32 protein-coding genes are annotated in these 26,507 nt (G+C 56.5%); 13 read left to right on the forward strand and 19 right to left on the reverse strand.

Going from position 1 to position 26,507, the window contains the following annotated elements:
• The first annotated feature begins 17 nt into the window (after nucleotides 1-17).
• Genes DXY29_RS02000 through DXY29_RS02030 form a run of 7 tightly spaced genes read left to right on the forward strand, consistent with a single transcriptional unit; the run spans nucleotide 18 to nucleotide 8,519 of the window.
• Complete coding sequence (locus tag DXY29_RS02000; protein WP_115022637.1) at nucleotides 18-1,325, forward strand: DUF6716 putative glycosyltransferase; 1,308 nt, start codon at nucleotides 18-20, stop codon at nucleotides 1,323-1,325.
• On the forward strand, nucleotides 1,322-2,350 hold the full coding sequence (locus tag DXY29_RS02005) for a DUF6716 putative glycosyltransferase (RefSeq protein ID WP_115022454.1): 1,029 nt from the start codon (nucleotides 1,322-1,324) through the stop codon (nucleotides 2,348-2,350). Before DXY29_RS02000 ends, DXY29_RS02005 begins: the two co-directional genes overlap by 4 nt.
• On the forward strand, nucleotides 2,347-3,666 hold the full coding sequence (locus tag DXY29_RS02010) for a DUF6716 putative glycosyltransferase (protein ID WP_115022456.1): 1,320 nt from the start codon (nucleotides 2,347-2,349) through the stop codon (nucleotides 3,664-3,666). Before DXY29_RS02005 ends, DXY29_RS02010 begins: the two co-directional genes overlap by 4 nt.
• A gap of 38 nt (nucleotides 3,667-3,704) precedes the next feature.
• Nucleotides 3,705-5,990 carry an N-acetylneuraminate synthase family protein gene (locus DXY29_RS02015; protein ID WP_170952093.1) on the forward strand — a complete coding sequence of 762 codons (2,286 nt, stop codon included), beginning with the start codon at nucleotides 3,705-3,707 and terminating at the stop codon, nucleotides 5,988-5,990.
• Entirely contained in the window at nucleotides 5,987-6,904 is a 918-nt protein-coding gene (locus DXY29_RS02020; protein ID WP_115022457.1) for a hypothetical protein, read from the forward strand. Before DXY29_RS02015 ends, DXY29_RS02020 begins: the two co-directional genes overlap by 4 nt.
• 3 nt (nucleotides 6,905-6,907) lie before the next feature.
• Nucleotides 6,908-7,684 carry a sulfotransferase family protein gene (locus DXY29_RS02025; protein ID WP_115022459.1) on the forward strand — a complete coding sequence of 259 codons (777 nt, stop codon included), beginning with the start codon at nucleotides 6,908-6,910 and terminating at the stop codon, nucleotides 7,682-7,684.
• Entirely contained in the window at nucleotides 7,668-8,519 is an 852-nt protein-coding gene (locus DXY29_RS02030; RefSeq protein ID WP_115022461.1) for a sulfotransferase domain-containing protein, read from the forward strand. The genes DXY29_RS02025 and DXY29_RS02030 overlap by 17 nt, the downstream gene beginning before the upstream one ends.
• Nucleotides 8,520-8,545: 26 nt before the next feature.
• On the opposite strand, the gene DXY29_RS02035 is transcribed toward DXY29_RS02030, so the two are convergent.
• Nucleotides 8,546-9,232, reverse strand: a complete 687-nt coding sequence (locus DXY29_RS02035; protein ID WP_115022462.1) for an SDR family oxidoreductase — start codon at nucleotides 9,230-9,232, stop codon at nucleotides 8,546-8,548.
• 83 nt (nucleotides 9,233-9,315) lie between these two features.
• On the opposite strand from DXY29_RS02035, the gene DXY29_RS02040 reads away from it, so the two are divergent.
• From DXY29_RS02040 to DXY29_RS13805, 3 genes are all read left to right on the forward strand, one after another.
• Nucleotides 9,316-9,531, forward strand: coding sequence for a Nif11-like leader peptide family natural product precursor (locus tag DXY29_RS02040; protein ID WP_115022464.1), 216 nt, complete (start codon nucleotides 9,316-9,318; stop codon nucleotides 9,529-9,531).
• Nucleotides 9,532-9,582: 51 nt separating this feature from the next.
• Complete coding sequence (locus DXY29_RS02045) at nucleotides 9,583-10,095, forward strand: PAP/fibrillin family protein (protein ID WP_115022640.1); 513 nt, start codon at nucleotides 9,583-9,585, stop codon at nucleotides 10,093-10,095.
• Nucleotides 10,096-10,163: 68 nt separating this feature from the next.
• Entirely contained in the window at nucleotides 10,164-10,298 is a 135-nt protein-coding gene (locus tag DXY29_RS13805) for a hypothetical protein (protein ID WP_255453091.1), read from the forward strand.
• Nucleotides 10,299-10,308: 10 nt separating this feature from the next.
• On the opposite strand, the gene DXY29_RS02050 is transcribed toward DXY29_RS13805, so the two are convergent.
• From DXY29_RS02050 to DXY29_RS02100, 14 genes are all read right to left on the reverse strand, one after another.
• Nucleotides 10,309-10,815 (reverse strand): DUF2808 domain-containing protein, encoded by a 507-nt coding sequence (locus DXY29_RS02050; protein ID WP_115022466.1) that lies wholly within the window; start codon nucleotides 10,813-10,815, stop codon nucleotides 10,309-10,311.
• Between the two features lie 98 nt (nucleotides 10,816-10,913).
• A complete protein-coding gene (locus DXY29_RS02055; RefSeq protein ID WP_115022467.1) occupies nucleotides 10,914-11,432 on the reverse strand; it encodes a hypothetical protein in 519 nt (172 codons plus the stop codon).
• 714 nt (nucleotides 11,433-12,146) lie between these two features.
• Nucleotides 12,147-12,419 (reverse strand): DUF3303 domain-containing protein, encoded by a 273-nt coding sequence (locus DXY29_RS02060; RefSeq protein WP_115022469.1) that lies wholly within the window; start codon nucleotides 12,417-12,419, stop codon nucleotides 12,147-12,149.
• Nucleotides 12,420-13,713: 1,294 nt separating this feature from the next.
• Complete coding sequence (locus DXY29_RS13275; protein WP_170952081.1) at nucleotides 13,714-13,851, reverse strand: hypothetical protein; 138 nt, start codon at nucleotides 13,849-13,851, stop codon at nucleotides 13,714-13,716.
• A gap of 61 nt (nucleotides 13,852-13,912) precedes the next feature.
• Nucleotides 13,913-14,056: a hypothetical protein gene (locus DXY29_RS13280; protein WP_170952082.1), complete on the reverse strand. Its 144-nt coding sequence runs from the start codon at nucleotides 14,054-14,056 to the stop codon at nucleotides 13,913-13,915.
• A gap of 54 nt (nucleotides 14,057-14,110) precedes the next feature.
• The gene (locus tag DXY29_RS13285; RefSeq protein WP_170952083.1) at nucleotides 14,111-14,257 is read right to left on the reverse strand and encodes a hypothetical protein; all 147 of its coding nucleotides are present in this window, start codon (nucleotides 14,255-14,257) and stop codon (nucleotides 14,111-14,113) included.
• A gap of 925 nt (nucleotides 14,258-15,182) precedes the next feature.
• Nucleotides 15,183-15,485, reverse strand: a complete 303-nt coding sequence (locus tag DXY29_RS02070) for a hypothetical protein (RefSeq protein WP_115022472.1) — start codon at nucleotides 15,483-15,485, stop codon at nucleotides 15,183-15,185.
• Nucleotides 15,486-15,728: 243 nt separating this feature from the next.
• Nucleotides 15,729-15,935 (reverse strand): hypothetical protein, encoded by a 207-nt coding sequence (locus DXY29_RS02075; RefSeq protein ID WP_371411058.1) that lies wholly within the window; start codon nucleotides 15,933-15,935, stop codon nucleotides 15,729-15,731.
• 362 nt (nucleotides 15,936-16,297) lie between these two features.
• Nucleotides 16,298-16,876: a hypothetical protein gene (locus DXY29_RS02080; protein ID WP_115022474.1), complete on the reverse strand. Its 579-nt coding sequence runs from the start codon at nucleotides 16,874-16,876 to the stop codon at nucleotides 16,298-16,300.
• A gap of 644 nt (nucleotides 16,877-17,520) precedes the next feature.
• A complete protein-coding gene (grrA, locus tag DXY29_RS02085) occupies nucleotides 17,521-17,883 on the reverse strand; it encodes a GrrA/OscA1 family cyclophane-containing rSAM-modified RiPP (protein WP_115022476.1) in 363 nt (120 codons plus the stop codon).
• A 189-nt stretch (nucleotides 17,884-18,072) separates the two neighbouring features.
• Nucleotides 18,073-19,113, reverse strand: a complete 1,041-nt coding sequence (locus tag DXY29_RS02090; protein WP_244279286.1) for a DUF1214 domain-containing protein — start codon at nucleotides 19,111-19,113, stop codon at nucleotides 18,073-18,075.
• Between the two features lie 229 nt (nucleotides 19,114-19,342).
• A complete protein-coding gene (locus tag DXY29_RS12930) occupies nucleotides 19,343-19,738 on the reverse strand; it encodes a hypothetical protein (protein WP_136987701.1) in 396 nt (131 codons plus the stop codon).
• A gap of 460 nt (nucleotides 19,739-20,198) precedes the next feature.
• Nucleotides 20,199-20,333 carry a hypothetical protein gene (locus DXY29_RS13810; RefSeq protein ID WP_256377591.1) on the reverse strand — a complete coding sequence of 45 codons (135 nt, stop codon included), beginning with the start codon at nucleotides 20,331-20,333 and terminating at the stop codon, nucleotides 20,199-20,201.
• A gap of 950 nt (nucleotides 20,334-21,283) precedes the next feature.
• Nucleotides 21,284-21,502, reverse strand: a complete 219-nt coding sequence (locus DXY29_RS02100; RefSeq protein WP_115022481.1) for a hypothetical protein — start codon at nucleotides 21,500-21,502, stop codon at nucleotides 21,284-21,286.
• 122 nt (nucleotides 21,503-21,624) lie between these two features.
• Between DXY29_RS02100 and DXY29_RS02105 the strand changes: the two genes are divergently transcribed.
• Both DXY29_RS02105 and DXY29_RS02110 read left to right on the forward strand, forming a co-directional pair.
• A complete protein-coding gene (locus DXY29_RS02105; RefSeq protein ID WP_115022482.1) occupies nucleotides 21,625-21,894 on the forward strand; it encodes a hypothetical protein in 270 nt (89 codons plus the stop codon).
• Nucleotides 21,895-22,109: 215 nt separating this feature from the next.
• The gene (locus tag DXY29_RS02110) at nucleotides 22,110-22,451 is read left to right on the forward strand and encodes a hypothetical protein (protein ID WP_115022642.1); all 342 of its coding nucleotides are present in this window, start codon (nucleotides 22,110-22,112) and stop codon (nucleotides 22,449-22,451) included.
• 1 nt (nucleotide 22,452) lies between these two features.
• Here DXY29_RS02110 and DXY29_RS02115 read toward each other — a convergent pair whose 3' ends face one another.
• Complete coding sequence (locus DXY29_RS02115; RefSeq protein WP_371411059.1) at nucleotides 22,453-22,743, reverse strand: DUF1651 domain-containing protein; 291 nt, start codon at nucleotides 22,741-22,743, stop codon at nucleotides 22,453-22,455.
• Nucleotides 22,744-23,584: 841 nt separating this feature from the next.
• Here DXY29_RS02115 and DXY29_RS02125 point away from each other — a divergent pair.
• Complete coding sequence (locus tag DXY29_RS02125; protein ID WP_115022645.1) at nucleotides 23,585-24,727, forward strand: class I SAM-dependent RNA methyltransferase; 1,143 nt, start codon at nucleotides 23,585-23,587, stop codon at nucleotides 24,725-24,727.
• Between the two features lie 24 nt (nucleotides 24,728-24,751).
• On the opposite strand, the gene DXY29_RS12935 is transcribed toward DXY29_RS02125, so the two are convergent.
• The 3 genes from DXY29_RS12935 to DXY29_RS02145 form a co-directional block, all read right to left on the reverse strand.
• Nucleotides 24,752-25,537, reverse strand: a complete 786-nt coding sequence (locus tag DXY29_RS12935; RefSeq protein WP_136987702.1) for a hypothetical protein — start codon at nucleotides 25,535-25,537, stop codon at nucleotides 24,752-24,754.
• A 106-nt stretch (nucleotides 25,538-25,643) separates the two neighbouring features.
• Entirely contained in the window at nucleotides 25,644-26,030 is a 387-nt protein-coding gene (locus tag DXY29_RS02140) for a phage holin family protein (protein ID WP_115022488.1), read from the reverse strand.
• Nucleotides 26,030-26,452 (reverse strand): YqjD family protein, encoded by a 423-nt coding sequence (locus DXY29_RS02145; protein WP_115022490.1) that lies wholly within the window; start codon nucleotides 26,450-26,452, stop codon nucleotides 26,030-26,032. Before DXY29_RS02145 ends, DXY29_RS02140 begins: the two co-directional genes overlap by 1 nt.
• Nucleotides 26,453-26,507: the final 55 nt, after the last annotated feature.

Genomic DNA, 26,507 nt, shown 5'->3' on the forward strand with positions numbered 1-26,507 from the left:
GCAAAGTGTCGGAGTCGATGGCGCCCGCAGAATCCAAGCGCCTCCTCGGCCGCAAGGTCACAGCCGTTGCCTGCTTCGACTCCTTCGGGAAGCTGGCGATGACCATGCTGGCTGCCTGCCGGCGGGAGGGAGCTGAGACCACCCTGTTGCTGCTTCAGCTGAACAACCGGGCCCTGTCCAGGCGGCAGCGCCTCGAAATTCGGCGGATCGATCCCAAGATCCGCATTGAAAAACACAACTGGAACGATCTGCGCCAGCTCTGTGGCGCCATGGCTGGGGACGTCGATGGATTGATCTTGGGTCTGGATGGTCAGCGCAGCCGCGATGCTCTGCTGCAACTCCAGAACATTTGGGCGCATCAAGAGCAACGGCCACGCCTCATCAGCGCTTACCCGGGAATCCTGTTCCGGTTTGGTCTCGAAGGGATGATGGATCGGTCGGGCGCCGACTTGCTCTGTCTCAACAGTGCTGACGATCTGGCCCTTTATGGGCGAGGTCGCAAGGCCCTCGGCCTCGACAGCAGCAATGCCGTGGTGACGGGCCTGCCGATTCTTTGGCATACAAAACCGCGCACATCAGCCCCGGAAACCCCCTCGATCGTGTTCTTCGAACAGCCCTCGATTCCGGTGCATCCCCTACAGCGCCGGTTCCTTTGTGAGCAGATCAAAGAGCTAGCCGAGGCCTGGCCCGATCACCCCGTGATCTTCAAACCGCGAACGTCGAGCATCGAGAGCACCCTGCACCGGCGCCATGGGGAGATGGCGAGTGTGATCGACAAGATGACGCGCGATCAGCCGAATCTTCGCCTCAGTTTCAAGCCCGCCACCCGACTGCTGCGCCAGTGCGGTTGCGCCATCACCGTCTCCTCGACGGCCGCCATGGAATCGATGGCGATGGGGATCAGCACACGCATCGTTGGTGATCTGGGCGTAACCGAAACCCTCGGCAACCACTTCTTCGCCAGTTCGGGCGCCATTGCCAGCTTCGCTGCGATCAAGGCCAACCCCTTCGACGTCACCCATGACGCTCAATGGCTCGAGCAGCAAGGCCTGCAGCGGGACGGTGAGGATCGCTTCATCACGGCCTTAGTCGACCGACTGAACAGACCGGCCACACCCCTTGGAACCTCAAACCATGGTCCCCTGAGCTGGGGCAGCAGTGACTGGCAGAAGGCTGCCTTGCGCAACGGGGGCCGAAGGATGCTGAGCAGTGGTGGCGCCCGCTCCAGCCAGCGCAAACGGCACCGCACCCGGCGCATGCTGCGCAGCCTGCGGGACAGTGTGGTGGGGTTCGGCTGGCTGTCGAAACTGCTGCGGGAACGATGACCCTTCTGCTGGTCAGCGACGGAGGGCTGGAGCGTTCCGCCTGCTTGCTGATGGCAAAGGCGCTGGAACACCAGGGTCAGCGCTGCATCACGGCTGGGCCAAAACTTCATGGACACCAGCCCCTGGCCACACCTGCACAGCAGCTGAACATCGATCTGCAGCATCTGCCCGCACACCCTCTGTTGGATCAGGTCTCAGCCATTGGCTTGTTCCTGGAGAAGCCAGAGCAGGTTCAGCACTTCATCGAGACCTATCAAGGCCTCTGTAACGCGCGCGGTCGGCGCGCGGCGAAGCTATTCAGTGGCCCACTCGTGCCGTTGGTGGGCGATGCCCTGATCCGCGATCTCACGCTGCGCATGGGCTGTGATCTTCTTCTGGTGAGCGGCGAACACCAGCGCCGTCAACTTCGATCACTCACCTTCAACTGGCCCACCAGCCTGCCGACGCCGCCCGTGATCAGCACGGGCTTCTGGTTTCCCCACACCACACCCTGCGCTCCAGCCCAGCAGCCCCTGCTGCTCGCATTGATCCAAGAGAGGATCCCTACCCACATTGGAGCCCGCGATCAACTGCTGCGCCAACTCAACACCTGGGCGCGGCAACGGCCGAAATGGACCGTGATCTTGCAACGCGACCACAGCTGGAGCTCGACGACGGCGCTCATGCCAGGCGACGCACCCCTCGCCGAGAACTTGGTGGAAGCCTCACCAGGCCAGCTACTGCCACTGCTGGGATCCTGCACCGCCTGCCTGACGGTGAGTTCCCCTTGGAGCCTGGCAGCTATGGATTGGGGCCGCATCCCAATCATCGTGGGCGACTACGGCATCCATGATGAACAGAACACGACGGGCTTCTTCGGCTGCGGTGCCATGCATCGCCTGCGCAGCATCCCCAACCTCGATGCCGTGAACGCGCTGCCAACGGCGAACCGAACCTGGCTCGATGGCATGGGCGCTGACATCAAAGACGGACCGAAACGCCTGATCGAAGCCCTGAGCGAGCTTGCCCGCCGGGACGTGAGATGACAGCGACACCGACCCGGCCCACGCTCAACGTGCTGTTGATCGCTGACAGTGACAGCCAACTGCTGGCCTGCGAGGCCCTCTGCGGCGCTCCGACCGCGCTGAACGTGCACTGGACCCTCAACGTGATTCCACGGGATGGAACACCCCAGGGGTTGTTGCAACGCCTCGGTCAGCACGTCACCCTGCGCCACCAGGGCCTGGCTCGGCTGCTGAGCGATCAGCGTCTGCAGAGCTTTGATGCCATCGGCGTGTTCTTGACGGGCAGCAAGCTCAATGACATCCGTCTTGCCCTGCAACGGCATCCCAAACGCCCCTTGCTGTTCTGTGGTTTCAACGGCGTGGTGCTGGACCACTTCATCGAAGGGGTGAGCTGGCGGCTTGGCTACGACCTGATCTGCCTCAGCGGACCGCGTGATCAGGAGGCCCTGGCCCAGCTGGTGGAGGGGACCCCATTTACACATCAGCGCACCGTGCTCACCGGTCTGCGGCGCAACGCCCCCAGCTCAGACCTGGTTCCTGTCGCCCAGCGTCCGCGGCGCCTGGTGTTTGCCGAGCAAGTGATCATGCCCGCATCGCCCCCCGAACGGGCCCGGCTGGTGCGTCTGCTCAGCGATCTTGCCATCCGTTCGCCCAACTGGGAGGTGCTGATCAAACCCCGAATCGCGCCGGGGGACGCCACCTTTCATGACGTCGAAACCCACATCAGCACGACCCTGCAGCAGACCCTGGGGGTGCCTCCCGCCAATTTGCGGCTGGACTATCGCCCGCTGCCGGTGTTGCTGAAGCAAGCCAGGCTGCTGGCCACCCTTTCCTCGACAGCTTTTTTCGACGCCCTCGACTTCGGCTGCCGGACGATTGCCATTAGCGATCTGGGCCTGCAACCGGACTACGGAGGCCACGTTTATGCGGGCAGCGGGGTGTGGCGCTCCCTGGAAGCCATCCCCAACCTGGATGCCCTTGATGCCGAAGGGCCATCCCCAGATCCGCGCTGGCTGGATTGGATGGGCTACGGGCAGCAATTCAGCCCCTCCGCCCTGCTCCAGGCCCTGCAGGAGCAGAAAGGCCAGCCACCGCAATCCCTCCCCAGCACGATCGGCTACCCGGGCAATGCCCAGTCCAGCTTCAACCAACTGCGGTTGGGAGCGGAAGCCGCCATCGCCACTGGCGACTGGAGCAGTGCTCAGGAGCTGCTGTGCCAGGCGGCCCTGATGCGCCCGCTCCACCGCGGCGTCGCCCGTCGATATTGGGCTGTCCGCCAGCCCAACGCACTGCTCCGGCAGATCGCACTAGTGATCTCTTACAGAGATCTGAAGTAAGTTCGACGACTGACTCAACCCAGGTGGCCGACAGAACGGTGAGAGGCATCCTGATTGAGCGAAATTTCACCCAGTTTGTTGTCTTCGCGGAAGACAGCATCCTGTCGGCGCTGAGCAAGATCACGGCCAACCAGTCACGCCTGATTTTTGTTGTCTCGGAAAGCGGCATCCTCCAGGGTGTCCTCACGGATGGCGACTTCCGCCGCTGGATTGCCGGTTGCGGCGAGATCGACCTGAACCGGCCGGTCACCGCCGCCATGAACGCCAACTGCCGCTCGGCTGCCGAGGGCACCAGCGCAGGTGATCTGAGCGCATTACTCAACTCACGCATCATCGCGCTGCCCCTGCTGGACAGCCATGGCCGCATTGTCGCGGTGGCCCGACGTGCCACCGATGGGCTCCAAATTGGCTCCCATCGCATCGGCGATGCCGCCCCTTGCTTCCTGATCGCCGAAATCGGCAACAACCACAACGGCGATCTCGACACCGCTCTCCAACTCATCGATGCAGCCCACGCAGCGGGAGCGGACTGCGCCAAGTTCCAGATGCGGGACATGAGTCGGCTGTACCGCAATGCGGGCGACAGCAACGACATGGCGTCGGATCTGGGCACCCAATACACCCTGGATCTGCTGGAGCGCTTTCAGCTCAGCGACGATGAGCTGTTCCGCTGCTTTGATCACGCCGCCAGCAAGGGGCTGGTACCCCTCTGCACCCCATGGGATGAAACCAGCCTCGACAAGCTCAACCGCTGGGGGATGGAAGGATTCAAGGTGGCGTCGGCAGATTTCACCAACCACGCCCTGCTCTCCAGCCTTGCGGCCACAGGCAAGCCCCTGATCTGCTCCACCGGCATGGCCTCCGAGGTGGAGATCCGCTCCGGCATCCGTCATCTCCAAAATGAGGGAGCCGGGTACGTGCTGCTCCACTGCAATTCCACCTATCCGACCCCGTTCAAGGACGTCAACCTCCGCTATCTCGAGCGTTTGCGTGACCTGGCCGAGGCTCCCGTGGGCTATTCCGGCCATGAGCGGGGCATCGAAGTGCCCATTGCCGCCGCCGCCCTTGGCGCCGTGGTGATTGAGAAACACATCACCCTCGATCGCTCCATGGAAGGCAACGATCACAAGGTGAGCCTGCTGCCCGATGAATTCGCCCAGATGATCCACGGCATCCGCCGGGTGGAGGAATCGATGGGCAGCAGCGGCGAACGCAGCATCAGCCAGGGCGAAATGATGAACCGCGAGGTACTCGCCAAGAGCCTGGTCGCGACCTGCGACATCCCCGCCGGTATGGAGATCACCGAAACGATGGTCGGCATCCAAAGCCCGGGGCAGGGGCTGCAGCCCAACCGTCTGGAGGATCTGATTGGGAAGACGTTGCCGGTGAGCAAAACCTCCGGGGACTTCTTCTTCCCCTCAGACCTCGAGACCCCCGCCGCTGCCCCGCGCGCGTACCGCTTCCAACATCACTTCGGTGTTCCGGTCAGGTATCACGACATTGAGAGTTTTTCCGCCACCAGCAATCTCGACCTCGTTGAAATCCACCTCAGCTACAAGGACCTCGAGGTCAACCTTGATCAGGTGCTGCCGACACCACAACAGCTCGGCCTGGTGGTGCACGCCCCTGAACTCTTTGCAGGCGATCACACCCTCGACCTCTGCAGCGCTGATCACGACTATCGGCGTCACTCGATTGAGGAACTCCAGCGCGTGGTCGACATTTCCCGTGACCTGCGCCGTCGCTTCGACTGCCCCGATCCCGTCCTTCTGGTGACCAACGTTGGTGGCTTCTCAGAGCACCACCATCTCGAGCGCACTGAGTTGCAACCGCTACGGCAACGGCTGATTGACAGCCTTCAGCAGATCAACACAGCTGGCGAAGTCGAGATCATTCCCCAGACCATGCCTCCTTTCCCCTGGCACTTCGGTGGGCAGCGCTATCACAACCTGTTTGTCGACACCGACTTCATCCAAAAGTTCTGTCAAGAAACGGGCATGCGCGTCTGCCTGGATGTGTCCCACTCCAAGCTCGCCTGCACCCACCTCAATGCCTCCTTCAGCACCTTCCTCAAGGCGATCCTTCCCTTTACTGCGCACATGCACCTGGCCGATGCGAAAGGCGTCGATGGTGAAGGCTTACAGATCCACGATGGTGAAATCGACTGGGTCCAGTTGTTTGCCCTGATGGACCAGTTCGCCCCCAAGGCAAGCTTCATTCCCGAAATCTGGCAGGGCCACAAAAACAACGGCGAAGGCGCCTGGCTTGCCCTCGAACGTCTGGAAGGCTGTATTGAGCCCAGCCCGCAACGGCAGGTCGCGTGATTCAGCTCAAACCGAGCCGGATTGTTCTGCATTGCGGGCTGCACAAAACCGGCAGCACTTACATCCAGCGGAACCTTCAAACCAACCGCGAGCTGCTACTGGAGCATGGGGTGCTGTATCTCGGACCCAAGACCTTCAAAAAGCGTTGCTCCGAGTTATGGCGTCACCTGCAATGGGGCCGTTGGGATCGCAAAACGTCCACAAGCCTGACGTCACAGACCAGAACCACTCTGCTTGAGCTGGCAGGGGACCATCCGGAATCGATCCACACCATTGTTCTGTCTTTCGAGGCCATTTTTGGCACATTGCGCAGCGGCCTTGCGGAGCCCCCACGCAGAAAACCTCGCAATAAGGAACACAGGACGGGCTTGTATCGCTATGCCAAGTCGCGCACCAAACGCTTGATGATCGGGTTGGAAGACAGTCTTGAAGAACGTTCGATCGCGTGGACCATCCTGTTTGCCAGCAGAAGCCATGAAGCGTTTATCCGCTCATGCCATACCCAGCTGCTCAAGGAAGGGCGACACACTCCCGAAACAAGCCACTTCGACACGTTCCGACGAACAGCCGATTTCTCTTACACCGACCCCAACCACCTGGGGCAGACCCTCTCAAAGCTGAGTGGGAAACGCGACCTTAGTTTCGTGAGCATCAACTATGAACAAGCCAGCGATCCTCATGAGCCCAGGACCTTTTTGTGGAATGTGCTGAAGCTGGCCCTGCCCGAGCAAGCCGACCGGCTCAGACAGCAGCTGGAAGCGAACACGGACAACGTCAACCTGAACAAAACCACCAATCCAGGGCTGAACGAACGAGGGGTTGAACTGGCGATCCAGGCGCGACCACTGTTCAGCCGCAGCGAATGGAAGCTATTTCGCAAATTCCTCGAAAAAAATTTCGCCAAAGTCCGTTAATCCATGGCACAACCGCATCACTTCATCCGGATGAAACGCCACAACCTTCTCTATGGGCGGGTTCCAAAGGCGGCAAATTCCTCGATCAAAGCGGCACTATGCCGCTTGCTCAGCGAAAGGCCTCCCAAAGGCACCAAAACGACCTCTGACAAGTTCTGGCAGCACGAAACCAATCAGGAAACGGAGCTGATCACCCTGCGCCGTGCGCGCAAGTACCGGCGCAGCCATTTCAGCTTCAGCTTCGTGCGCAACCCGTTCGACCGACTGATCGCGGCTTACAACAACAAAGTGATCGAAATCGAGGAGCCACCTCTGCCGATGCAGAACATGGGAATCACCCATGGCATGTCGTTTGACGCTTTTCTCGATGTCTTAATCGAGACACCGTTCAAGCACTATGACGTTCACGTTTTGCCCCAGAACCAATTGCTTTGCATCGGCAATCAGATCGTGCCGAAGTTTGTGGGACGCGTTGAACAGATCAACGAACACTGGTCTGAACTGCGCGACATCCTGGCCCGGAATGGGATCGACGTGATGGAATCTTTACCTCAGAAAAATGTGCGACGGAGTGATCGCGGGGGCCTGCAGAGTTACTTCAACAGCGATGCTCTAATCGAAAAAACAATGCAAATTTATGGGGATGATGTGCGTCTTTTTTACAATGATGTGTCTGTGGATCAATTGATCAAAAATTCCCCCCTGCCGACGATCAATCCCTTGCGCAGTACGGGATTGAAGCTGTCGAACTGGCTCCGGACCCATGGCTTCGGGCGCTGATCGGAGAGGTTGGCTGGAGTCCTGGCTTTGCAGGCATCAGATCAATCGCAGCCTGCAGGGACGGCACGACCACATAGCGGCGGTCTACCGCTCTCAATTGCCCTCGTTCATCATTATTGGAGCGGCCAAATCGGCCACAACAAGTCTGGCCACGGCGCTGCGACGCCATCCCCAGATTCAGATCAGCAAGTCGATGGAGCCGAAATTCTTCGGCCGGCACTATCTGCGGGGCTGGGAATGGTATGCGAATCAATTTGCGGCGGATCCGAGGCGGCCCCTACGGGGTGAAGCCAGCACGATGTACACCTCGTCCTATGGCTCCTACGCCAGAACGCCGGAGCTGATCCACCACCACCTCGGCCCCATTCCGCTGATCTACCTGGTGCGCCATCCCCTGCGACGGATTGAATCCCACTGGCGGCACTGGCGCGGACGCATCAAGGACTGCCCGTCATTTGATCAACTCCTCCGCTCGCCTCGCCTCAGGCAACGCGTTGTGGAGGCCTCGCTCTATCACCAGCAATGGCAGCGCTACCGACGCTGGTTTCCGCAGCAGTCGATGCTGAGCATCACCACCGAAGAACTCAGCGCTCACCCGCAAACCAGCCTGCGACGCATCCTGAGCTTCATTAGGGCAACCCCGGATTGCTCTAGTCTGCTGGAAAAAGGCGAACTGCCATTGATGAATCCGGCGGGATCCAAAGGGCGACGCGAGGTTGCGGCCCCCCGCTGGAACGACGAGCTCAAACAGCAGACGATTGCCTTAATTCGCCCCGACAGCGAAAAGTTCCTAGCCAGCACAGACCGGCCCAGCACCACATGGGAGTGGGACTAAATCAATCCACTGAATCAATCCTCAGATCAACAGAGCTGATCCAGCCACTGGCCCAGCGGCTGCTGAGGCTGGGCAGGCGAGCTGGTGATTTCGAGGATGCGACCACAGGCACGCGGCTGCTCCAGAACATCTAGGCACACCTGGGCTACGAGGCGCCGAGAAATGCTGTTGCTCTGCTGCTGATCCGCCTCCGTCACCAGCACGCCCTCCGTGGTGCTGCGGCTGTCGTCTTCGCTGAGGCCTCCAGGCCGGATCACGGTCCAATCCAAACCGCTCCGCTCGAGGCAGCGCTCACCAACCCGCTTCCAAATCAGGATCAAGCCAAACAGGTTGAGGGGATGCAGCCAACGGCCGGCACAGAGGGAACTGACCAGCACAACACGCTGCAAACCTAAGGAGCTGCAGGCCTGCAGCTGGGCCTGCACCCCCCAGGCATCCACCTGCAAGGGGCCCGCCAGGTTGATCGAAGGGCGAGCACCGGTGGCGATCACCAACTCCGTACAGCCCTGCAGCGCATGGAGCAGCGCTTCCGCCGTGTCCAGCTCCAGCCGACGCACATCAAGGCGCCCCTCCTGCTCGGCTTGGGCAAGGGCAGGGGGCAGCACGGAAGCGGGCCGAACGATGGCTCTGACCGATCGCCCCCGGTTGAGTGCCTCGTCGACAACCCGCCATCCGGTTTTGCCAGAGGCGCCTGACACCGCCAGTTGAGTCATCCCATCAAAACTCGTCTCCGCACCAGTCAACAGACCAGCGTCAAGACCAGACCGGTCAGAATCAGCTCGAAAGCCCTAGCCGCATGAGTACGGACCAACTCCGGCAATTTTTTGCTCACATCTCCAGGGATCCATCCCTGAAGAAGCAGGTACTGCAGGCCGTGAGTGCCGATGCTGCCGCCCAAATTGCCCAAAAGCTGGGCTACGAAGTCTCTGGCGATGAACTGCTGCGGTTTTCCGGCAAGAGCGCGTCGGGCGTCAGCGTCACCAAGATTCAGCACCCCGGCGAATACCACTAGAACAGCTGCAGCAGTTCAAGCCATCCCGTGGGGCATCACCGCGACCAACTGATGCGCTTGCTGCAGAAGAGACCCAGCGATCCAGGCCTCCAGAGGCTGATCAACCGGGTGGAACAGGAGGATCCCGCCGACCTCACAACCTCAGCGAGCTTGCTGCGGGGGGTCTGGGAATTGCGCTGGAGCAGTTCCAAACAACCCTGGCTGAAACAGACCGCCGGGCTGGAGAACCTGCAGGTGCTGGATCCAGAGCAGGGGCGCGGCTGCAATCTGCTGCGGCTTCGCGCCCCCTTCGACGCACTCGGCGGCATCAATCTGCAAGCCGAGCTGCAGATCGCCGACAGCAAGAGGGTCGAGGTGCGCTTTCAACGGGGAGGCTGGATGGGGCCATTCCTGCCGAACCGGCAACAGTTGAGCCTGATGCGACAGGTTCAGCAGAGCACTCCGACCTGGCTCGACATCACCGTGCTGGATCAAAAGCTGCGGATCTGCCGCGGTAACGCAGGAACAACATTCGCGCTGCTGAGGCGCAACGACTTGAACCTGAGTGAACTCTTGGGCGTATGAGGAGTCGCAAACAAGGCTGGAATTTGCCAACCAACTGAGCCAGAACCGAAGGGCTTGAATTCGTCCTGATGGCACGCCTTCTTCAGATTCTGCAGGGATCCAGCAACAGTGCCGATCTGGCGGCATGGACTGCCGTGATCTTTGCCTCGATCACCGCACTTGTGATCTGGGGTCTTTTCAATGCTTACCCCAACATGCTTTAGGCGGTACCAACTAGCGAAATGGGTCCTGCTCGTAAACAGTCGAACGCAAGGTGGGGCCTACATAACGAACGGGATCCTCACCATCTGCCAGGAGTTCCGTGGACCATTGATAAATACTGGAGTCGGGATTAAAACCACGGAACACAACATTCAGAGTCTGCCCCGGCTGAACCGCCGGAGTGAGTTGGATGTTCAAAACCCCTTCCGAATCTGAGACCACAGCAGAGGCCAAACCGGTTGCTCCTCTCCCGCGAAGTGAGTAGTCGCCAAAATAAACCCGAGGTTCTGAGCGCCCCCAGTCCCACTGATCAATGTTGGGCAACTGACGCAAAACAATCGATCTCAAAGCATTGCCTGCATCCTCAGGAACTACAACAGTGATTGTCGTGCGATTGCGCAAACCTTCTGTGGCTTCAGGGTTATGAATCGTGACCCGCGTTGGGGGTCGATCAAACAACGATTGCGCGAGCGACGGCGCCTCCAGCAACAGCATCGGAGCCAGTAAAAGCATCGCCATCCACTGTTGCTTCACCCGATTGAGCCAACGAATGAAACAAGATTAGCCAGGGTGATCAGGTCAACATTGCAGGCCGAAATGTCAGCCATCGACCGGCTTCAGCAATGCCTGGCCAACAAGGATTCGACCATGCCGGTGTGGCCTTGAAGGGCATAGGCCTCGACTTCACGCCGACGCTGCAGCGGCCCCAGCGACTGGGTCACCTGCAGCACATGGTCGACCGTGGACGGGTCGAGATGGTGGGCAAAAAATTTGTCGACCTGAGCAGGGCTGAAGCCACCCTGCGCCTCCAACATCAAGCTGATGGTGGACGAGGACGGCGTGTCCAAACCAGCCAGACAGTCCTGAACCACATGGATGGCCTCATGGGTCAGCACATCCAACTGAAGCCCTGGCTCATCGCGCAGCCCCTGCGACAAACACAGTCGGTTCACGCCCATGTTGTAAGCAGCTCGTTCGGCTCCGGGGCCACAACGATCAAGGCGATCAATAACAACACCAAGCTGCTGAAGCCGATCGATCAAATGATCCGTCCGAGCTGACAGCGAAACCGCATGGGCAGGAGCGCCCCAGGCAACCAGCAACGCAATGGGGAGCAGCAGACGGAAACCCAGCAAGCAAGACGCATCAGACGCACGCTGAGCCTAGGCCTGCGCTCAAACCCGCTTCCAGTCAGATCACCACCCAAGAGCCGCCTGAATGGCAATGCAGACCTATGGTTCTGAGGTGAGAGGGAGACCTCTTCGGGCGTGGTTGCTTGATTTGGTGGGTGGTGTCACGACCTACCGCCTCTCTCACACCTCATTTGACCAGGGGCGATCCACACCACAACAGGATGAGAGTGGGTCTTGAGGCTCTAGACCCCCACCATCAAGCCGTCATAAGAATCGAATCTTCAGCCCAGAGGAGGCTGCAATGTTCGAGGTATTCAAGGAACACACTGGCCGCTGCCAACGCAGAACTTGCCTGACGTAGGAGATCGCCGGATAGCTGTCAGCTCTCGATCATCAGAACTTGATGCAGCTGTTGTGCCAGGTGGAGAAGCAAGCCTGCATCGACGATGTCGGCATTAACCCGGAGGCAGGCATTGAGGGCAATTGATTGAGCATTGGCTCTCAACTTGCATTTGGCTGTCCATCAATGCGCCATGCAGAGGCAGCTCATAAATCCATCTGAACACTGAAGCCACAACTGAGGAGCCAATGGAATGAGCTCAGGCCAAGCCTCAGTGCTCTTTGAATGCGTCAACCGGTCCGAAGGGGCCGGTTTTTGTGCGACTTGGGCTTGTGGAGCCCCCCGCATGAGCGAGGGGCAGCCTTCCACGCTGATGATCAGCTGTATGCCTTGGCGATCAGGGGGCCCGCCTGCTCGTCTGCCAGCACGGGGGTGACGTCCCAATCGAGGCACTCTGCCCACTCCGCAGCGTGCTCATAACAAGCATCAGCGTTGTCAGACTCCACCAGAATCCACCCCTCTACGGAGCCAGGCGCATGAAAACGCTTCCATGACTTGCACTCGGGAAAGGGCGCACCCGTCGCCAGGAACTTCTTGGCAGCAATTTCGTGGTAGCCGGTCTTGAACGACCAGTGCATCAAAAAAGTCATTGAAATGGTTGAAGCCGACGAAGATTCCCACACATCCGAAATCTTGTCTGCAAGTCAAATCACGTCACCACAGGGGTAGTGAACAGCGCCGCCAGCCAAACGTCACAGCCCGGTTGCTCCGGCAGGGGATTCAGGCCCAAGACCGTGCGCGGCAAGGCAAAGAGTCTGGAGACATCAATCGACGGATCGCTGCACAGACGAAGCTTGATCGGTGGGCATCGGCATCATGCCGTTCTGTTGTAAGTGGAGTGCCACGAAACCTGGTCCCCATACGACCCCCGCTGCAAACAGCCATGACCAAAAGGGAGATTTCACGAGAAGGTCTTGCAAAGCTGCTTTTTGAACTCAGCGAGGCTGTTCTACGGATTGAAATTCAAGGCCTGATTACGTCCTGATTAAGAAAAGCGGCCTGTTGGGTACCTAAGACTCAATTGACTGAATTGGAGAGATGACAAGTGAACACAGGGGCATCAAGGGCCAGGGTTCAGACATGGCGATCTGACGTTCTCACTCTTCGCATATTTGACGGAAGCGTTGTTATGACGCGATCAACTCAAGCCAAAACAATGCGGTTAGGGCGGTGGCGCCAACTGCCAAAGCAAACCATTGGTCTTTTAGGGTGCGAACCACGGTGCCTGAGCTGCTGCCCCAATAAACCAAGCTTTCAGAAATGAGCCAGCCCCTCCACCCACTGCTGAACCATCAGCCGTAGCAATTCATTCTTTTTCAACCCTGAAGGCTCTACCCCACTCAAACAAAACATCAACGATTCTCTGATCCAAATTCGAGATCAACAACGATCAAGCCAGCCAAGAGACCCAAGAAGACAGCCTGTAACAACTATGCCCTTGGTGAAAAAGATAACGACACGAGCCAACCAACAAGAGAATGTCATCACAACGGCGTGCGTGAAATTCTTACTCAACTTTTCAGGTTTTTGATTGGCTCCAAAATCGATTCCATCAACTCGATCTTGGTCGGCATTCTTGTTGAGCCGCCGTAACCAAAGTGTCAGGCCATTCATGAATGGATGGCGACGTCAGTTCTCCCTGCTTCCCCAGAGGATGATCAGAACTCACTTTTGAGCCCTTGGACGACTGGATCACTGAATTCTTCCGCAGACGGGAGCGAACTCCCTAAGCCCAGCCAATCGCGCTAGACAGGCGGACCCAGCAGTTGCCGCTGACATGGGTCCGCGTCCCGAGCTAGGTGCATGAGTCCGGGACGCAACACAAATAAGCCAGTGAGGCCAGACGATTCAGCGAAATTCGATACCAACCGGGGTTGTTTGTAACTAGCCCCAATGCGGAAACCACTCGGGGACAAGACCCACACGGGATAGCCCCAGAACAACTGCAACGATCCCCAGCTTCATCCCCACCAGGATCCCCGCGTACTTCCAGCTGAACAAGGATTTCGTCTTGGTCGTCACAAGGCTCATCTGGTTCCCACACATCATGCGCCCTTTTTGCTGCGGGCTCTGATGAGCAGCTTCAATCCTCTGCAGAACGCTTGCGACGGCGAGCACGATCGCTCAGGCCAATGATCACCCGCGTGATCCCCCACGCCAGTGCAACACCCAACACGATCGAGAGCAGTGTCGCCAAAGCACTTCTATTGAGGACACCGGCAAGCACCGGATGCCCCTCAATATGCCGTTCTGATCAAGCGATGCGTTCGGACTGTTGCGATCAGTCGCGTGTGTTCACGTCCTTGTCTTTGGGTGCCTCTGTCTTCGCCTGAGGCTTGGCGGCCGCCTTGGAGGCCAGAGAGGCTTCCAAGCGCTGCAGCTGCGCTTCGCGCAGTGCGCCAGAAATACTGAGGGTGCGGTCAGTCATCGATTGGCGTTCCCGACGGCGGCAGACACAGGGCCTTATGCGATCGAGAGGGCGCCTACAGATCTGAGGACCGACGAAACCTAGTCGCTCAGCACCCCACGTCTAGGGAGCAAAAGTGCTTACGTCATCGTCTTGCAACACATGGGTTGACTCCCCTCAGGGGCCAGCCCATGGGCATCGGCCAGATCGATGACCAGAGCTTGCAGACCACTCCTCCCTTCCATCCCTAAAGCTCCCGCTCGTCGACACTGATGCTGACGCGCCCTTGGTATCGCCAAGGCACTCAATTCAGAATTTCTTCCGTGAATCTTCGGGGAGCATTGCCGCAATAGGCATCTCAGCACCCATAGCTTCCTTAAAACAGTTGTCTTTTCCTCATGTGCCCACCAGACCTGTCGAGTCTCAAGTGGGGGAATGACGGCGAGTTGTCTCCCAATGACACCCTCAGCCTGGTGGAGAGACTGACAAGAGCAGAGCAGAAGTCCGAGGGAGTCGACGAAACGACTCTCAACTCCAGTTCCATCTCCCAGGGGGAGCCCTTACAAGAGTCCTGATAAGGGCGACTGACGGGCATGTCAGAAAGACAGTTCCGAGTCGAAGAACTGAACCCTTTTTTGGAATGGCACCTCAACACGACTGAAGCTTCTCTGGAGCTTGCCTCTGAATCAGCAACGAGGATCGCCAGGATGATCGGCAGGAAAACCAGGGTGCTTAGCAAGTATGGAGCAGTCCTGTTCGAGCTGGATCCAGTGGAGAAGAGGAACTAGAGCCGTTTCATCAAGGTATGAAGTCGCCATACATACGGATTTCGCAAGCTCGAAGAACAAGGTCGACGGGAAGAAGCAAAAAGAAGACCCCACTCCTTAGCCACTGAACCAAGGCGACTTGGAATCGGAATCGAGCCCATCAACGAGCCTTCTGCGGCTTACCTCCACGAGCTACGCCTCTTACGGCCAACGCTGTATCCAATGACCAGGCCGCCCGCAGCTCCAACACTCCCGGCCGTTAGTGCAGTCACCTGATCCTTGGTGAGTTCGCTGGCCAGGCTTACCGACAGCCCCAGAACCACGAGCATTCCCGCGCCTGTGAGCACTGCATCCAGACCGAGGCTTGGCTGTCTGTAGAGAACTGGCTTGGGTGGTTCTCCCTTGAACGCACGATCTGCATCGGAACGCGCGTCATCGATTTGTCTTGGCAGGCGGTCGATGTCCTTTTTGGGGTCAGTCATCAGGCGTCAGCAATCCACTTGCAGGCGGCCACGGTTAGTGGCGTCCAAATGGCGGCGGCAATAACCAGTTCAAAACCAAACATGGGTTGTCTTGTCTCTGAACCAACCCTCGCCGTTTCCCCCGGGAAACCACCTCCCCCAACCGAGTGGTTGTTTTGCCCAATTGCAGGGCTTCGCATCCCCCATCTGGGGAGGCAATAAAAAGCCCCGCCATTCCTGACGGAGCAGCCGTTGAATCCTTGATCACCACCAACGGTCAACGCGAGCAACGGACGGACGGCCCGGCTCACTGGGCACCGTCACCACCGACAGGCGCTGCAGATCTCGGCGATAATCAAAGCGGCAGAAGCCAACGCCCGTGCCGGAACAGGCCGAAAGGCTTGCGAGCGCTACAGAGGCCAAGCGCCGCTCCTCCGGCGTTGGTTTTTTCCGGCGCGGGACGCCAGCCATTGGCGATCAGGTAGCGGTTCGCCTCAAGGATGGTCTGCCTGGCACTGAGCTTCGGCTCATGCTTGAGGGTTTTGGCAACGGTGTGCGCAGGCGCCGCGTCGGCTTGTTTCGGCAAGACCGCTTCGATGGCGAAAACGACGCCGCACCCAGACCAGCACCAGCAAAAGTACCGAGACAAACACGGCCTAACCCTCTGAAGAAATCATTCATTGCTTGAGACCTTTCGATGCACACACCATCTCCACAATCAACGCCCCAAGCGGTGACCCCAGTCATCTGCAGCTGTGACCTTGGTCACACGCAGGAGCAGGCAACAAAAAACCCCGCCATTGCTGACGGGGTGATGAAGAGCTGGTATTGCTCTAGATGTCGTCACTACCAGGGATTGCGCTGCCGCCGATTTTGTTGATCAGTTCCAGTGGTGAGGAATCAAGACCCACAGCTTCGGCATAGTTCATGCCGCCAGCATCAAGCCCTTGGACGTTGTCCTGATTCACCATGGACTCAATAATGATCCAGCCTTCTGCCTGCTCGGTACCGAAAGAAGCACCTTTCCCAGGGTTGTACTTGGTAGAACTTTTATCTAGCTCGAATTTGGAGGGTTCATCAACCAGTGGGGTAGCGAAGTGCATTTCAACTTCGGAGAAACTCTCGGGGCGATAGTTGGTTAGGGCGTCAGCTTTGAAGGTCGAAGCACCACCATTGGTCCAGATGCCTGCAAATTGATTGAACGAGTGGTTCCCCAAGCCTGCGTCAGTGAGACTGTCGCCACCCCCACCCGTTGTGAATTGGGCAACTTGATCGCTCACGCCATCGGCTTCGCGGGAAGGTGAGAATTCACCCCTGATGTCGCCGAGCTTCATGTAGCCATCGACATTCTCGTCGACATAAGTTTTTGCCTTGCTGGCAGAGGCAGCAAACCAGTCTCTGTAATGAGGCATGGATCTAAATGCGGTGGAGGGTTATTCCCTCTCGATGCACACACCATCTCTAAATTCAGAGATCGACTCATTGACCTGAAACACCCAACGTTGTGATGTTGGTCACAGATGAAAGCAGGCAATAAAAAACCCCGCAATGCGAGGCCTTGATCACAAATTAACAAACAAATTAGCATTTACTAGATCTCTCTGACCGACTAGTAGATCCACTTTTGGATTTTGCTTTTGGACTGCAGCCACATGCATTACAGTCGGCCATATGATCAATAACAACTGATTCTGTCGATTCACTTGAAGAGGGATTCAATGAACAGAGAGCATCTAAGACTTCTGCTGCTGCATCTGTAATCTTTTCACGCCAATAGCAATAAGCTTCTTTGCCCAATGGATTACCACTACCGCTTATGTTCCTCAAAACTTCCAGTTTCAATTCCGAGTCGATAGAAAATTCCTGCTGTTCCATTTGTTTGAGTAGTGAGAGAGCTGTCATTGAAGCTTTTACGCCCCTCCGACACACACAACATCGCCGCAATCAACGACCCAAGTGATGACCTGACTCATCTGCAGCTGTGATCTTGTTCACACGCCCATATAGGCACTGAAAAACCCCGCCATGACTGGCGGGGTGAAGTTGGCTTGCAGCTTTACCAATTCACAAAGCCACGTCGCCCGCCACCGTTACCCCAGGCACCTGAACCGTTGCGCCAGCCACCACCACCGGCATTAGCAAAGCCGCCACCGGCATTAGCGAAACCGCCACCATTGCGCCAGCCACCGCCGTTGGCCCAGCCACGGCCGCGACCGTTACCCCAAGCAGCGATCTCCACCGGTTTGTGCAGCTTTGCCTTCAACAGCTGTGCCCAGCCGTCGTCACTCCGTGCAGCAGCAATGCGTTGCTCGATGCTGTTGTCAGCTTTTTGAACGGAATATGTTCCAGCCTCAGTGGCGCCAACACTGCTCCACGTGCTGAGCAGGATCAGTGTTCCAAGAAGGGTGGTTGGCTTCATTAGGGCCATTGAGCAGGTGAACTTCTGAAGTACTAGCCACGATGCAAGCGGCTGGTCATGGGTCAGACGTGACTGCTTGAAGTGTTCCCCTGTTTGCTCAAGCAATAAAAATCCCCGCCATTGCTGACGGGGCAAATATTTTGTTGAGGGATGACCAGCTAATGCACACTCAAGGCGAAGCAGATTATTTCACCTAACCTTCCCAATACCCTCTACTGGATTGTACCCTTTCTCCTTATTGCTTACCATATCGCTAGGCCCATAATGCCTCATTAGCACATTGAATTTACCTGTTTCATTTCCTTCGCGGATAGGAATATTATTGGGCTCGCCATCGCAACCGAACCTAAGAGTATAGGTTCCATCAGTGTTCTTTTCGGGATTCATTTCGCTCGATATATTGGCAACGTCATTAAACATGTAACCGTCACCATTGTAGACAGTGGCAGACCAAAAATCTCTTGCCTGAGGGTCTACAAAATTCATCTCATAGCACCCTTCAGAACTCATGTATTTACTTGTTTGATAAATATTATCTACAACCATTGCGCCTCCCCATCCCCCAGCTGCACCAACATAGTTCCAGTAGGGGGTTTGCCCGCTTTCTTTATTGCTAAACGCTTTCGATTGATCATATCCGTCAGTAAAAATTTTATTACCAGAAGCAGCTACCTTGTCAAAGGATTCCTTGTCCCACTCTTTAACAATAAAATCATCCGAACTATTTGTTTCGGCCTCCAGGTTCTTGCGCGCCTCGTCGTCTAATGATCTTACAGCAATAAATGCATATTTTGTCTTAGCTGTTAACTTGTGCTTGCCAGGCCCGTATATCATTGGATGGGTTTCATGATTCTCATCCACGACTTGTATAGAAATATATTTGTCTGTTTCAGGTATTGTCAGGTATACATCTCCTTCCATGTCAAAAACACCCGTTGAGTAATGAGTGTCTCGATTCATCCGTACAACAAATTGCTTAGAAGGATCGCTGGGCGCTTTACCCATTTCTTTAAACTTATTAATACCCCCGGCTTGCTGTAAGATTGCGTCAAATCGCAAGTTCGTGTATGCCTGCGGGAAATTTTCTTCTGTAACAACTATTGGAGATGATTTTGAAGCCTGTTCTTTCTCCTGGCTGGCATTAATAACGCCAGCTTCTTTGTTTGCTGAATTTGAAAAATCGCCATTATTGCCACTGCAACTTGTCGAGAAAAAACCAAGCGAACCCACCAAGAGCAGAGATGCGATAGATTTGGAATTCATTGTCAGTTATTAACCATCTTCACGGTAAATTGCTGCCTTGATGCTTGCAGCAAAAGCGTTATATCCGTACCATACTTTTAAAGAATAATTATCGATTTAAGGCTGACCACCACGCCAGCTCCTCCAGGCGCTTCCAACCCTGGTTCACGAGTGACCGCCAGAGCTGTTCAGCGCTCCAATCGGCTGGCTGAGACCTTCAGAATGCACCAGCCCGCATCCAGCCAATAATGCCGCGGTGTGCATTGACTGAGGCCGTCCCGCTTGCTGGGTTATGGACGATGCGTACCTCGTACCAAATCCCTCTCAGCCCGGAACTCTTACGGTCGACGGTATGAAGAATTTCTACCGAAGAACCGGTTCCCACTAGCCCTTGTTCAATATTTCGACATTCCCTGCTCACCGACTGAACGGAAGCTGGTGTCTTAAAGCCGCAGTCGCGGAGGAAAGCGGCAGACTTTGTTTGCAGCACAAGTGAGTGCGGGCCTGGACCGGGGTGAGCGATCGCTACGCCATGAACAAGTGCCGTAGCAGTGAATCCTCCAAGAAGGCCTTTCTGCAAAGACTTAATCAGGCGAGACATGGCGTTGGTCATGGTTCGGTGAGTGATTGGTGGTGAGGTGGTGGTTCCCTCTCGATGCACACACCATCTCCGCAATCAACGACCCAAATGATGACCCCAGTCATCTGCACATGTGATCCTGGTCACACGCAGGAGCAGGCCATAAATAACCCGCCATTGCTGACCGGGTGGAATGTGTAAGATTTTATCGGGAGATGGGTAGCGACAATCGCTGTCTCCTACTTAACCTCAATTCCAGGACGTAGTGAACCTGATGATGAGCCTCGGTACACCAAATCTTCTGCTTCGAGTTCTGTAGTTTCTAGGCTTGTGGAGAAAGGGAACTTTTCCATTGCCACCGCAGTACTAATAGTGATTCCGAGCATTACAAAGCAGGAAATTATTAGTGCTGGATGGATGTCATTATTTTTAGCCATTGTGAGCCAAGTGTTTAGTGAAAATCCAGAGCCCCGTCTTGCTGAAGGGGTGCTGATCAATGGTGTGCCTGTCGGAGCTGTTCCATGTGGTCCAGTCGTTCTCGAACCTCTAGGTCTGGCATCGCCATCACCCGCTTCATCAGACTGTGTCGGTAGGCATTGAGCCCTCTGCAGCCTCGGAGGGGTTCCATCAGTCGGTCATAAAGATGGGCTTTTGCTGTTGTTCCTGTCATGGTGTTTTCGTTCGTAGTTATCAAGAAGTTCGAAGAGCAGTTCTGTTATCCCAATCACTGCTGCAATAACGGCAATGGAGATCATGACTGTTTAGATAGTGAATAAGGTTTTGTCGGGAGATGGATAGCGACAACATCAGCGCCCCCTGCTTTTCCCTTGCAGGTTTTGTATAGCTTTCAGCCCTTGAGACCAGGCATCAGGCTTCCCAACGGTTAACCCTGATCAATAGCAAGTTGTCCGGACTCCACCGAACCCATCACTCGAGGCTCTACAGCGTGTACTCGGGTCGTTACTTCGAATCCTGTAGCCGCCAAACCCATTATCTTTGATTCGCATGCCTCCGGAACATCGATAACCACCAATGCCGTCTGACCTGCAGTTTTGACTGGATGCATTGCCAGGATTAGCAGCAATAAATGATGCACCAAGTGCTGCAGCAATACCAGCAGTCAGAAGTTTTTCAAATTTGAGGTTCATTTGATTTATGTGATGTGTGGGTCACTCACCCCTTGAACACACCATCGCTGTTCAAGCTGTGAATCAACTCCCCCAAAAGGACCATTTTTTTGCCCGATTTCAGGGGTAAGTGGCACCAATCGAGGGATGTGGCGCAGTAGCTATCTGGGTCAACCTGCCAATACTGATTAGTTCCCTGTGAAGACACTGATACCTCTGCTGCTTCTATTACTGATGGCACCTGCTGCACGCTCGAACAGCGTCTGGTTACTGCTCATAAGAAGAGGTGGAGAGACCGAAAAAGTCGAAATGCGAAACCTGAAGCAGTGCCAAGAAACGCGGGACTACTTATTGGATGAATACGGCGGGAGAAGTGGCTTTTACTCCGTCTGCCAATAGCAACTGCCCCCGATCTAGTGATTTATTCAGCGGGCTTCATCCCCCAAAAGGACTAGAGGCTTACTCCCAGGTGCCAACCCAGCAGCCTGTCCTGCTCTTCCACCGTCAGGAACGGGTCAAGCCAGTCAAGCAGAAGTTCCTCCACCACTGGCTCCCCTAGGTCTTGCACCCCACCAGATAGCCAACACCTGAAGGCATCAGGGTCATTGGCGCGTAGGGCAGAAACTAGTTCCCCCATCAGGAACAAGGCAATGCCGGTGTCGTGAGGCAACGGTCAGGCTTGACTGCCTTGAGTGTTCGCCGCTTTTGGCAGGCAAAAACAAACCCAGGAGGGACTCGAAATGGCACGGGTCGTAGTTCTGCTGCTATTAGAGAGGGCATTGCGTCGTTGGTATGGCCTTTCAGAAGCAGGACCGAATCCAAAAGCTTGCGAACAGCCTGAAGGGATCTCTGGATGGGGGTGTTGACGCTATTGCTGACAAGATCAGAACTGCTCAGGTATTTGCCGACGAGCAATCGGATGCACTCGACAAAAAGAACCAAGCCTTAAAAGGCAAGCTAGCCGAGTTTCTGAACTCAGCGAAAAACACTGGAGATGATCTCCACGACGGAATCAATGAGCGCTTGTCCAGCTGGATTACTGAGATCGATCAGTCGTCCTGACTTGAGGAATCGATATTGCTGCTCTCTTGCGCTGTAAACATCAGCCGATAGGCAAGTTCATCTGCGCATGAGCCGGGTGTGATGACCCGGCTTTTTTGTATTTATCGAACGGGCGGCCTACACCTAACCAAGCAATAGTCAGTTCCCGTGGAGTACTGCAAGCGACAACAAAGGCTGGCTTCTCAACCCAGGATGTGCCGAAAGCCTTCCGCTTCATGGCATCCAAGTTTTTCCACGTTCATCACGAGTTCCGCGCAGGCAAAGCGCAGCAGTGGTGGAAGACGGCCCAAGCCGCCATGGCTCCAGGTGGCGGCTGGGATGAGGCCGTCGCCAAAAACCTAGAAGCGGGGTTCTACAACCATTCGTTCTGTCCCGTTGGCCCCGAAGGCCCTGCCTTCTGCATCTGGGAAGTCCGCGAAGGAATCACAGCGGAGGAGTTTCAGGAATTCATCGATGGCCCTAATGGCGTGAATTTTGGATTGGGGGCATGGATGAACATCTGCAGGGAGATCAACGTTGAGATGGCAGGAAAACCCCCTTACCCAAGAAAGTTCTGAATCACCGCACCGGCGGCGAACATCGTCGCCAGCCTGTTTTCAGCATCTTGTCCCGCGCCTCTATGGCGTTGTGCCGCAGCAACCGCCGACGTGTCATCGGCACAGGCGGACGCGGCGGAACGTAGCTGTAGGTCCTGATCGCTACCCACTGCGCATGCACGGTCGCCATGTCGGGCTTGAAGTGACAGAGCTTCTGCTGCTGCTCGGAGTACAGCCACCCCTCACCACCAGCCTTTTCTGGCGCTTCGTGAAAGCTGCGGTCTTTGTTGGGCATGCCCCTGTTTCTAGCCACACTGGGTGGCGTAGCGAGCCTTGTGAGATGAGCCCTCTTCTGCTGCTGGTTGGCTTAGGGCTCGGCGGTTATCTCGCCGTATGGCGCAACAAGCGATCCTTAAAAGTCAAAACAAGGCGCAGGCGTTAACTGTCCTCATTGCGCAGCAGGCTTCTGGCATGAAACACCTCCCGTGCTGTTGCTTAGTAAGCTAAAAACAGGACAAGATCAAATAGACAAGATCAATGCCAAGCGAAGGCGAATGGGTTGCATCTGTCTGTGACACCGGGTACGAAGTGTCATATAGATCCGATGAGATATCAATATCTCTCACTGTCGCAGACGCAAAAGATATAGAAAATGCTCGTCGCTCAATCCTCCTAGGCAGGGACAAAATCAAAGAAGGACTATCAAAGAATCTGGATCATTCAAAGGTGGACTTACCGCCTATCTCTATTCCGAACTAATGACTATTTAGTGATTCGGTGTGCGAAGTTATTAACCGTTCACGGACTCAATTTCTAAGATCCATTGCCCTGAAATGTTTGAGGGGGCCTTCCAGCCCCCATGAGTCATTTGGGTGATAAGGCTGACTTCACCCCATCTCCCCTAAGGGTCAGGCAGCAACAGGGGCTGCTTGACGGGAGAAACGAACGATGTTGTTCGCAGTTACGGGTTTGCTCTCACCGAGCAGGCTTCAGTCACCCTCCTTATGCCCCGTCGAAACCATTGCAGCCCCAGGAAGGGGGAATGGAGCTGAGCGGAATCGAACCGCTGTCCGAAACACTGGTGTGGATCACCTAGTCCGACAAAGCCGGACCCTGTCATTCTGACAGGAGTGGTGGCCTGGAGCACAACGCCCTTGGGTCGAACAAACCGGCTATCTGCTGTTGCAGTTGTTCCCCAAGGCCTGGAGGCGGCCGGCAGCGAAGAACTGACCAACCTCGGGGCGCATTCCGTGAAGCCCGGCAGACGTGCCATCAGCTTCGAAGCAGACATGGCCTGTCTTTACAGGATGCACCTGCAGGCTCGGCTGCCCTTCCGCTTATTGCGTCAGGTGGCGAGCTTCCCTTGCCAAGGCCGGGACGACCTCTATGACGGCATCCGCCTGGCCCTCGACTGGGAACGCTGGCTGCATCCCTCCATGACCTTCCGGGTGGATGTAACCGGAACAGCACCTGGGCTGAACCACAGCCATTTCACGGCCTTGCAGGTCAAAAACGCCCTTGTGGATGCGCAACGGGATCTGTGGGGAGAACGCTCCTCCATTGATCTCGACGACCCCGACCTCTCCCTACATCTCCACCTTGGCCGCGGAGTGGCCCAGCTGAGCCTCGACGGCAGTGGCGGAAGCCTGCACCGCCGCGGCTACAGGGCAGCCATGGGGGCCGCACCCTTGAAAGAGAATCTGGCCGCCGGCCTGATTCGCCTGACGGGCTGGGACGGAAGCAGCCCCCTGGTGGATCCCTGCTGCGGATCGGGAGTGCTCTTGATCGAAGCGGCACTGGCAGCACTGCAGCAAGCGCCGGGATTGGAGCGTCGTTTTGCCCTTGAGGGCTGGGCCGATTTCCAGCCCGAACTCTGGGAGAAAGAAGTCGATCGCGCCAGGCAGCGCAGGCGGCGAGACCTCACAGTCCCCCTCCTGCTTGGAATCGAAGCGGATCCCGCCATCGCTGATCAGGCCCGCGCCAACGTGGAGGCTGCAGGCCTGAGCGGAATCATCCGCATCTCCACCAGCCCGTTTGAAGACGAAACACTGCCCGATGGTCCGGGAGTTCTGGTGTGCAATCCGCCCTATGGCCAACGCATCGGTGACGAACAGGAGCTCGATGCGCTCTACAGCGCTCTGGGGCAATTTGTACGCCGAGAAGCCTCCGGCTGGCAGCTTTGGCTGTTGAGTGGCAATCCGAAGCTCACGGGTGCACTACGGCTCAAAGCATCGCGACGGATTCCTGTGAGCAACGGCGGAATTGATTGCCGCTGGTTGCAATACGACATTCGCTGATGCGACAACACGAGCCCACAGGTTTCAGTCGTCGTAGGAGACAAAGCTTCCATTCACAGAAAATCCATCATCGGAGTCAACATTGATCGAAACATTGGCGACTGGTGACATCTGAACCAACGCGCTGTCCCAGCAGCGATAAATCTCAGCATGAATCGCTCGAGCGATGTGATCAGGGGCAGAAAAATATTTCATCCATTTGCCGCTTGAACGACGCTTGCGAGCCGCCAACTGAGAGGCATTTCGCTCGAAGCTGCAATGAACCGTTGCTACAGCAACCTGCCTGAAACGTTGGAACAGTTTTTTGGCCAGAAAAGCTTGCATCATCAAATCATTTTGACGGGGCTTGAGCAGATCTTCAAAGCATCGTTTCGGCAATCTGTCGGAATCATTTGAAAGACGCTGTGCCCTTCTTTTCAGCCCCCCAGGCCAATAGGACGCATCAATACCCCTCAGTATTTGATAAAGATCAAGATGAAGTAACAGACCAGATGGCAGGGCCGACTCACGCGATAACCGCTTCACATGACTTGCCTGAAAACAGGAATGTTGCTCTAAAGCAAGGCTGTAGTCGTCATATTCACGACCGGATCGATCCAAAACAGACTCGAGAAACTCAGCTCTCAGTGCATCACCGAACAAAGGAAGATCAGCCTGGACCGCTTTCTGGATGACTGAGGACTTTCCAGATCCACAGGGACCGGCCACCAGGAAAAGAGTTGACTGTCCCGAGCCAAGCTCAAGGCGCGAACCGGATTGCTGATCAGGAACAAGATCCTGCCGAAACCTTCGCCAGAAGGGGGAGCGCAACGATCACAGAACAACAATCAAAGCAAGTTAACCCGGCATTAACCGTGGGTTAACTGTTAATTGCCTGGTGGAATGATGCCGATTCGTCTAACGCGCTGGGGCCGGTTCAGACCCGCCCCAGCACCGCACGAACGGTTTTCATCAGGCCCTCAAGCGTCTGGGGCAAGAAAGGCCCCTTCAAAACCTGCCCACCGATGCGCAAACTGATGCCAGCCAGCACAAGATTGGCAACGGAAAGGGTCAGCAGCGCGCGCATCCAATCCAGCCCCCACTCGGCCTGAATCCAAAGCAGCAACGACGCTTCTCCCGCCAACAACGCCAGGAACATGGCGGTACCTCCGATGGCGAGGAACAAACCACCGCTGATCAATCGGCGTTTTTCACGATCCACCTCCTGCAGAGCAATACGCACATGCAGGTCCATGACTGACGCCGCCAGCGCCGTGACCCGGGCGGCCGCTCCAAATCCACGCGGAGAGTTCTGATCGGCCATCAGGAACGCCGTCCTCCGCGAAGCATGCTGCCCAGCAGCAAACCAACACCTAGGGCAACACCGACTGCCAGAAGCGGTCGCTGACGCACAGGCGCCTCAATCTTTGGCCGCAGCGTGCTGTTCAACTCATCCAGCAGCTGTTCCAGTTGCTCTTCCAGCGGGTCAAGACTGTCGGCCCAGTCGCGGCTGCGATCACCCGCGCTATGGAGAAGATCCTCAAGCTGATCGCGCACTCCTTGGGGCGTCAGGCCTGTATTCGCTTCGATCAGACGAACAAGCTCATCCACACTTCCCCGGGTCGCTTCCAGGGTGTGATGGGCCAAATCGGGCCAACGCTCTTGGATCGTGGGAAGCAGGCTGTCGAACCGCTCACGGAAGTGATGCTCGAATCTGCCGTTGGACTGCGGCGGTGTCGAGGCCATAAAGACCAGTGGCAGAAACCTCTAAAAGGGTAGGGAGACTGAAGGCTGAGGGAAA

Source organism: Synechococcus sp. UW69 (assembly GCF_900474185.1).
In the GTDB taxonomy this organism is placed as follows: Bacteria; Cyanobacteriota; Cyanobacteriia; order PCC-6307; family Cyanobiaceae; genus Parasynechococcus.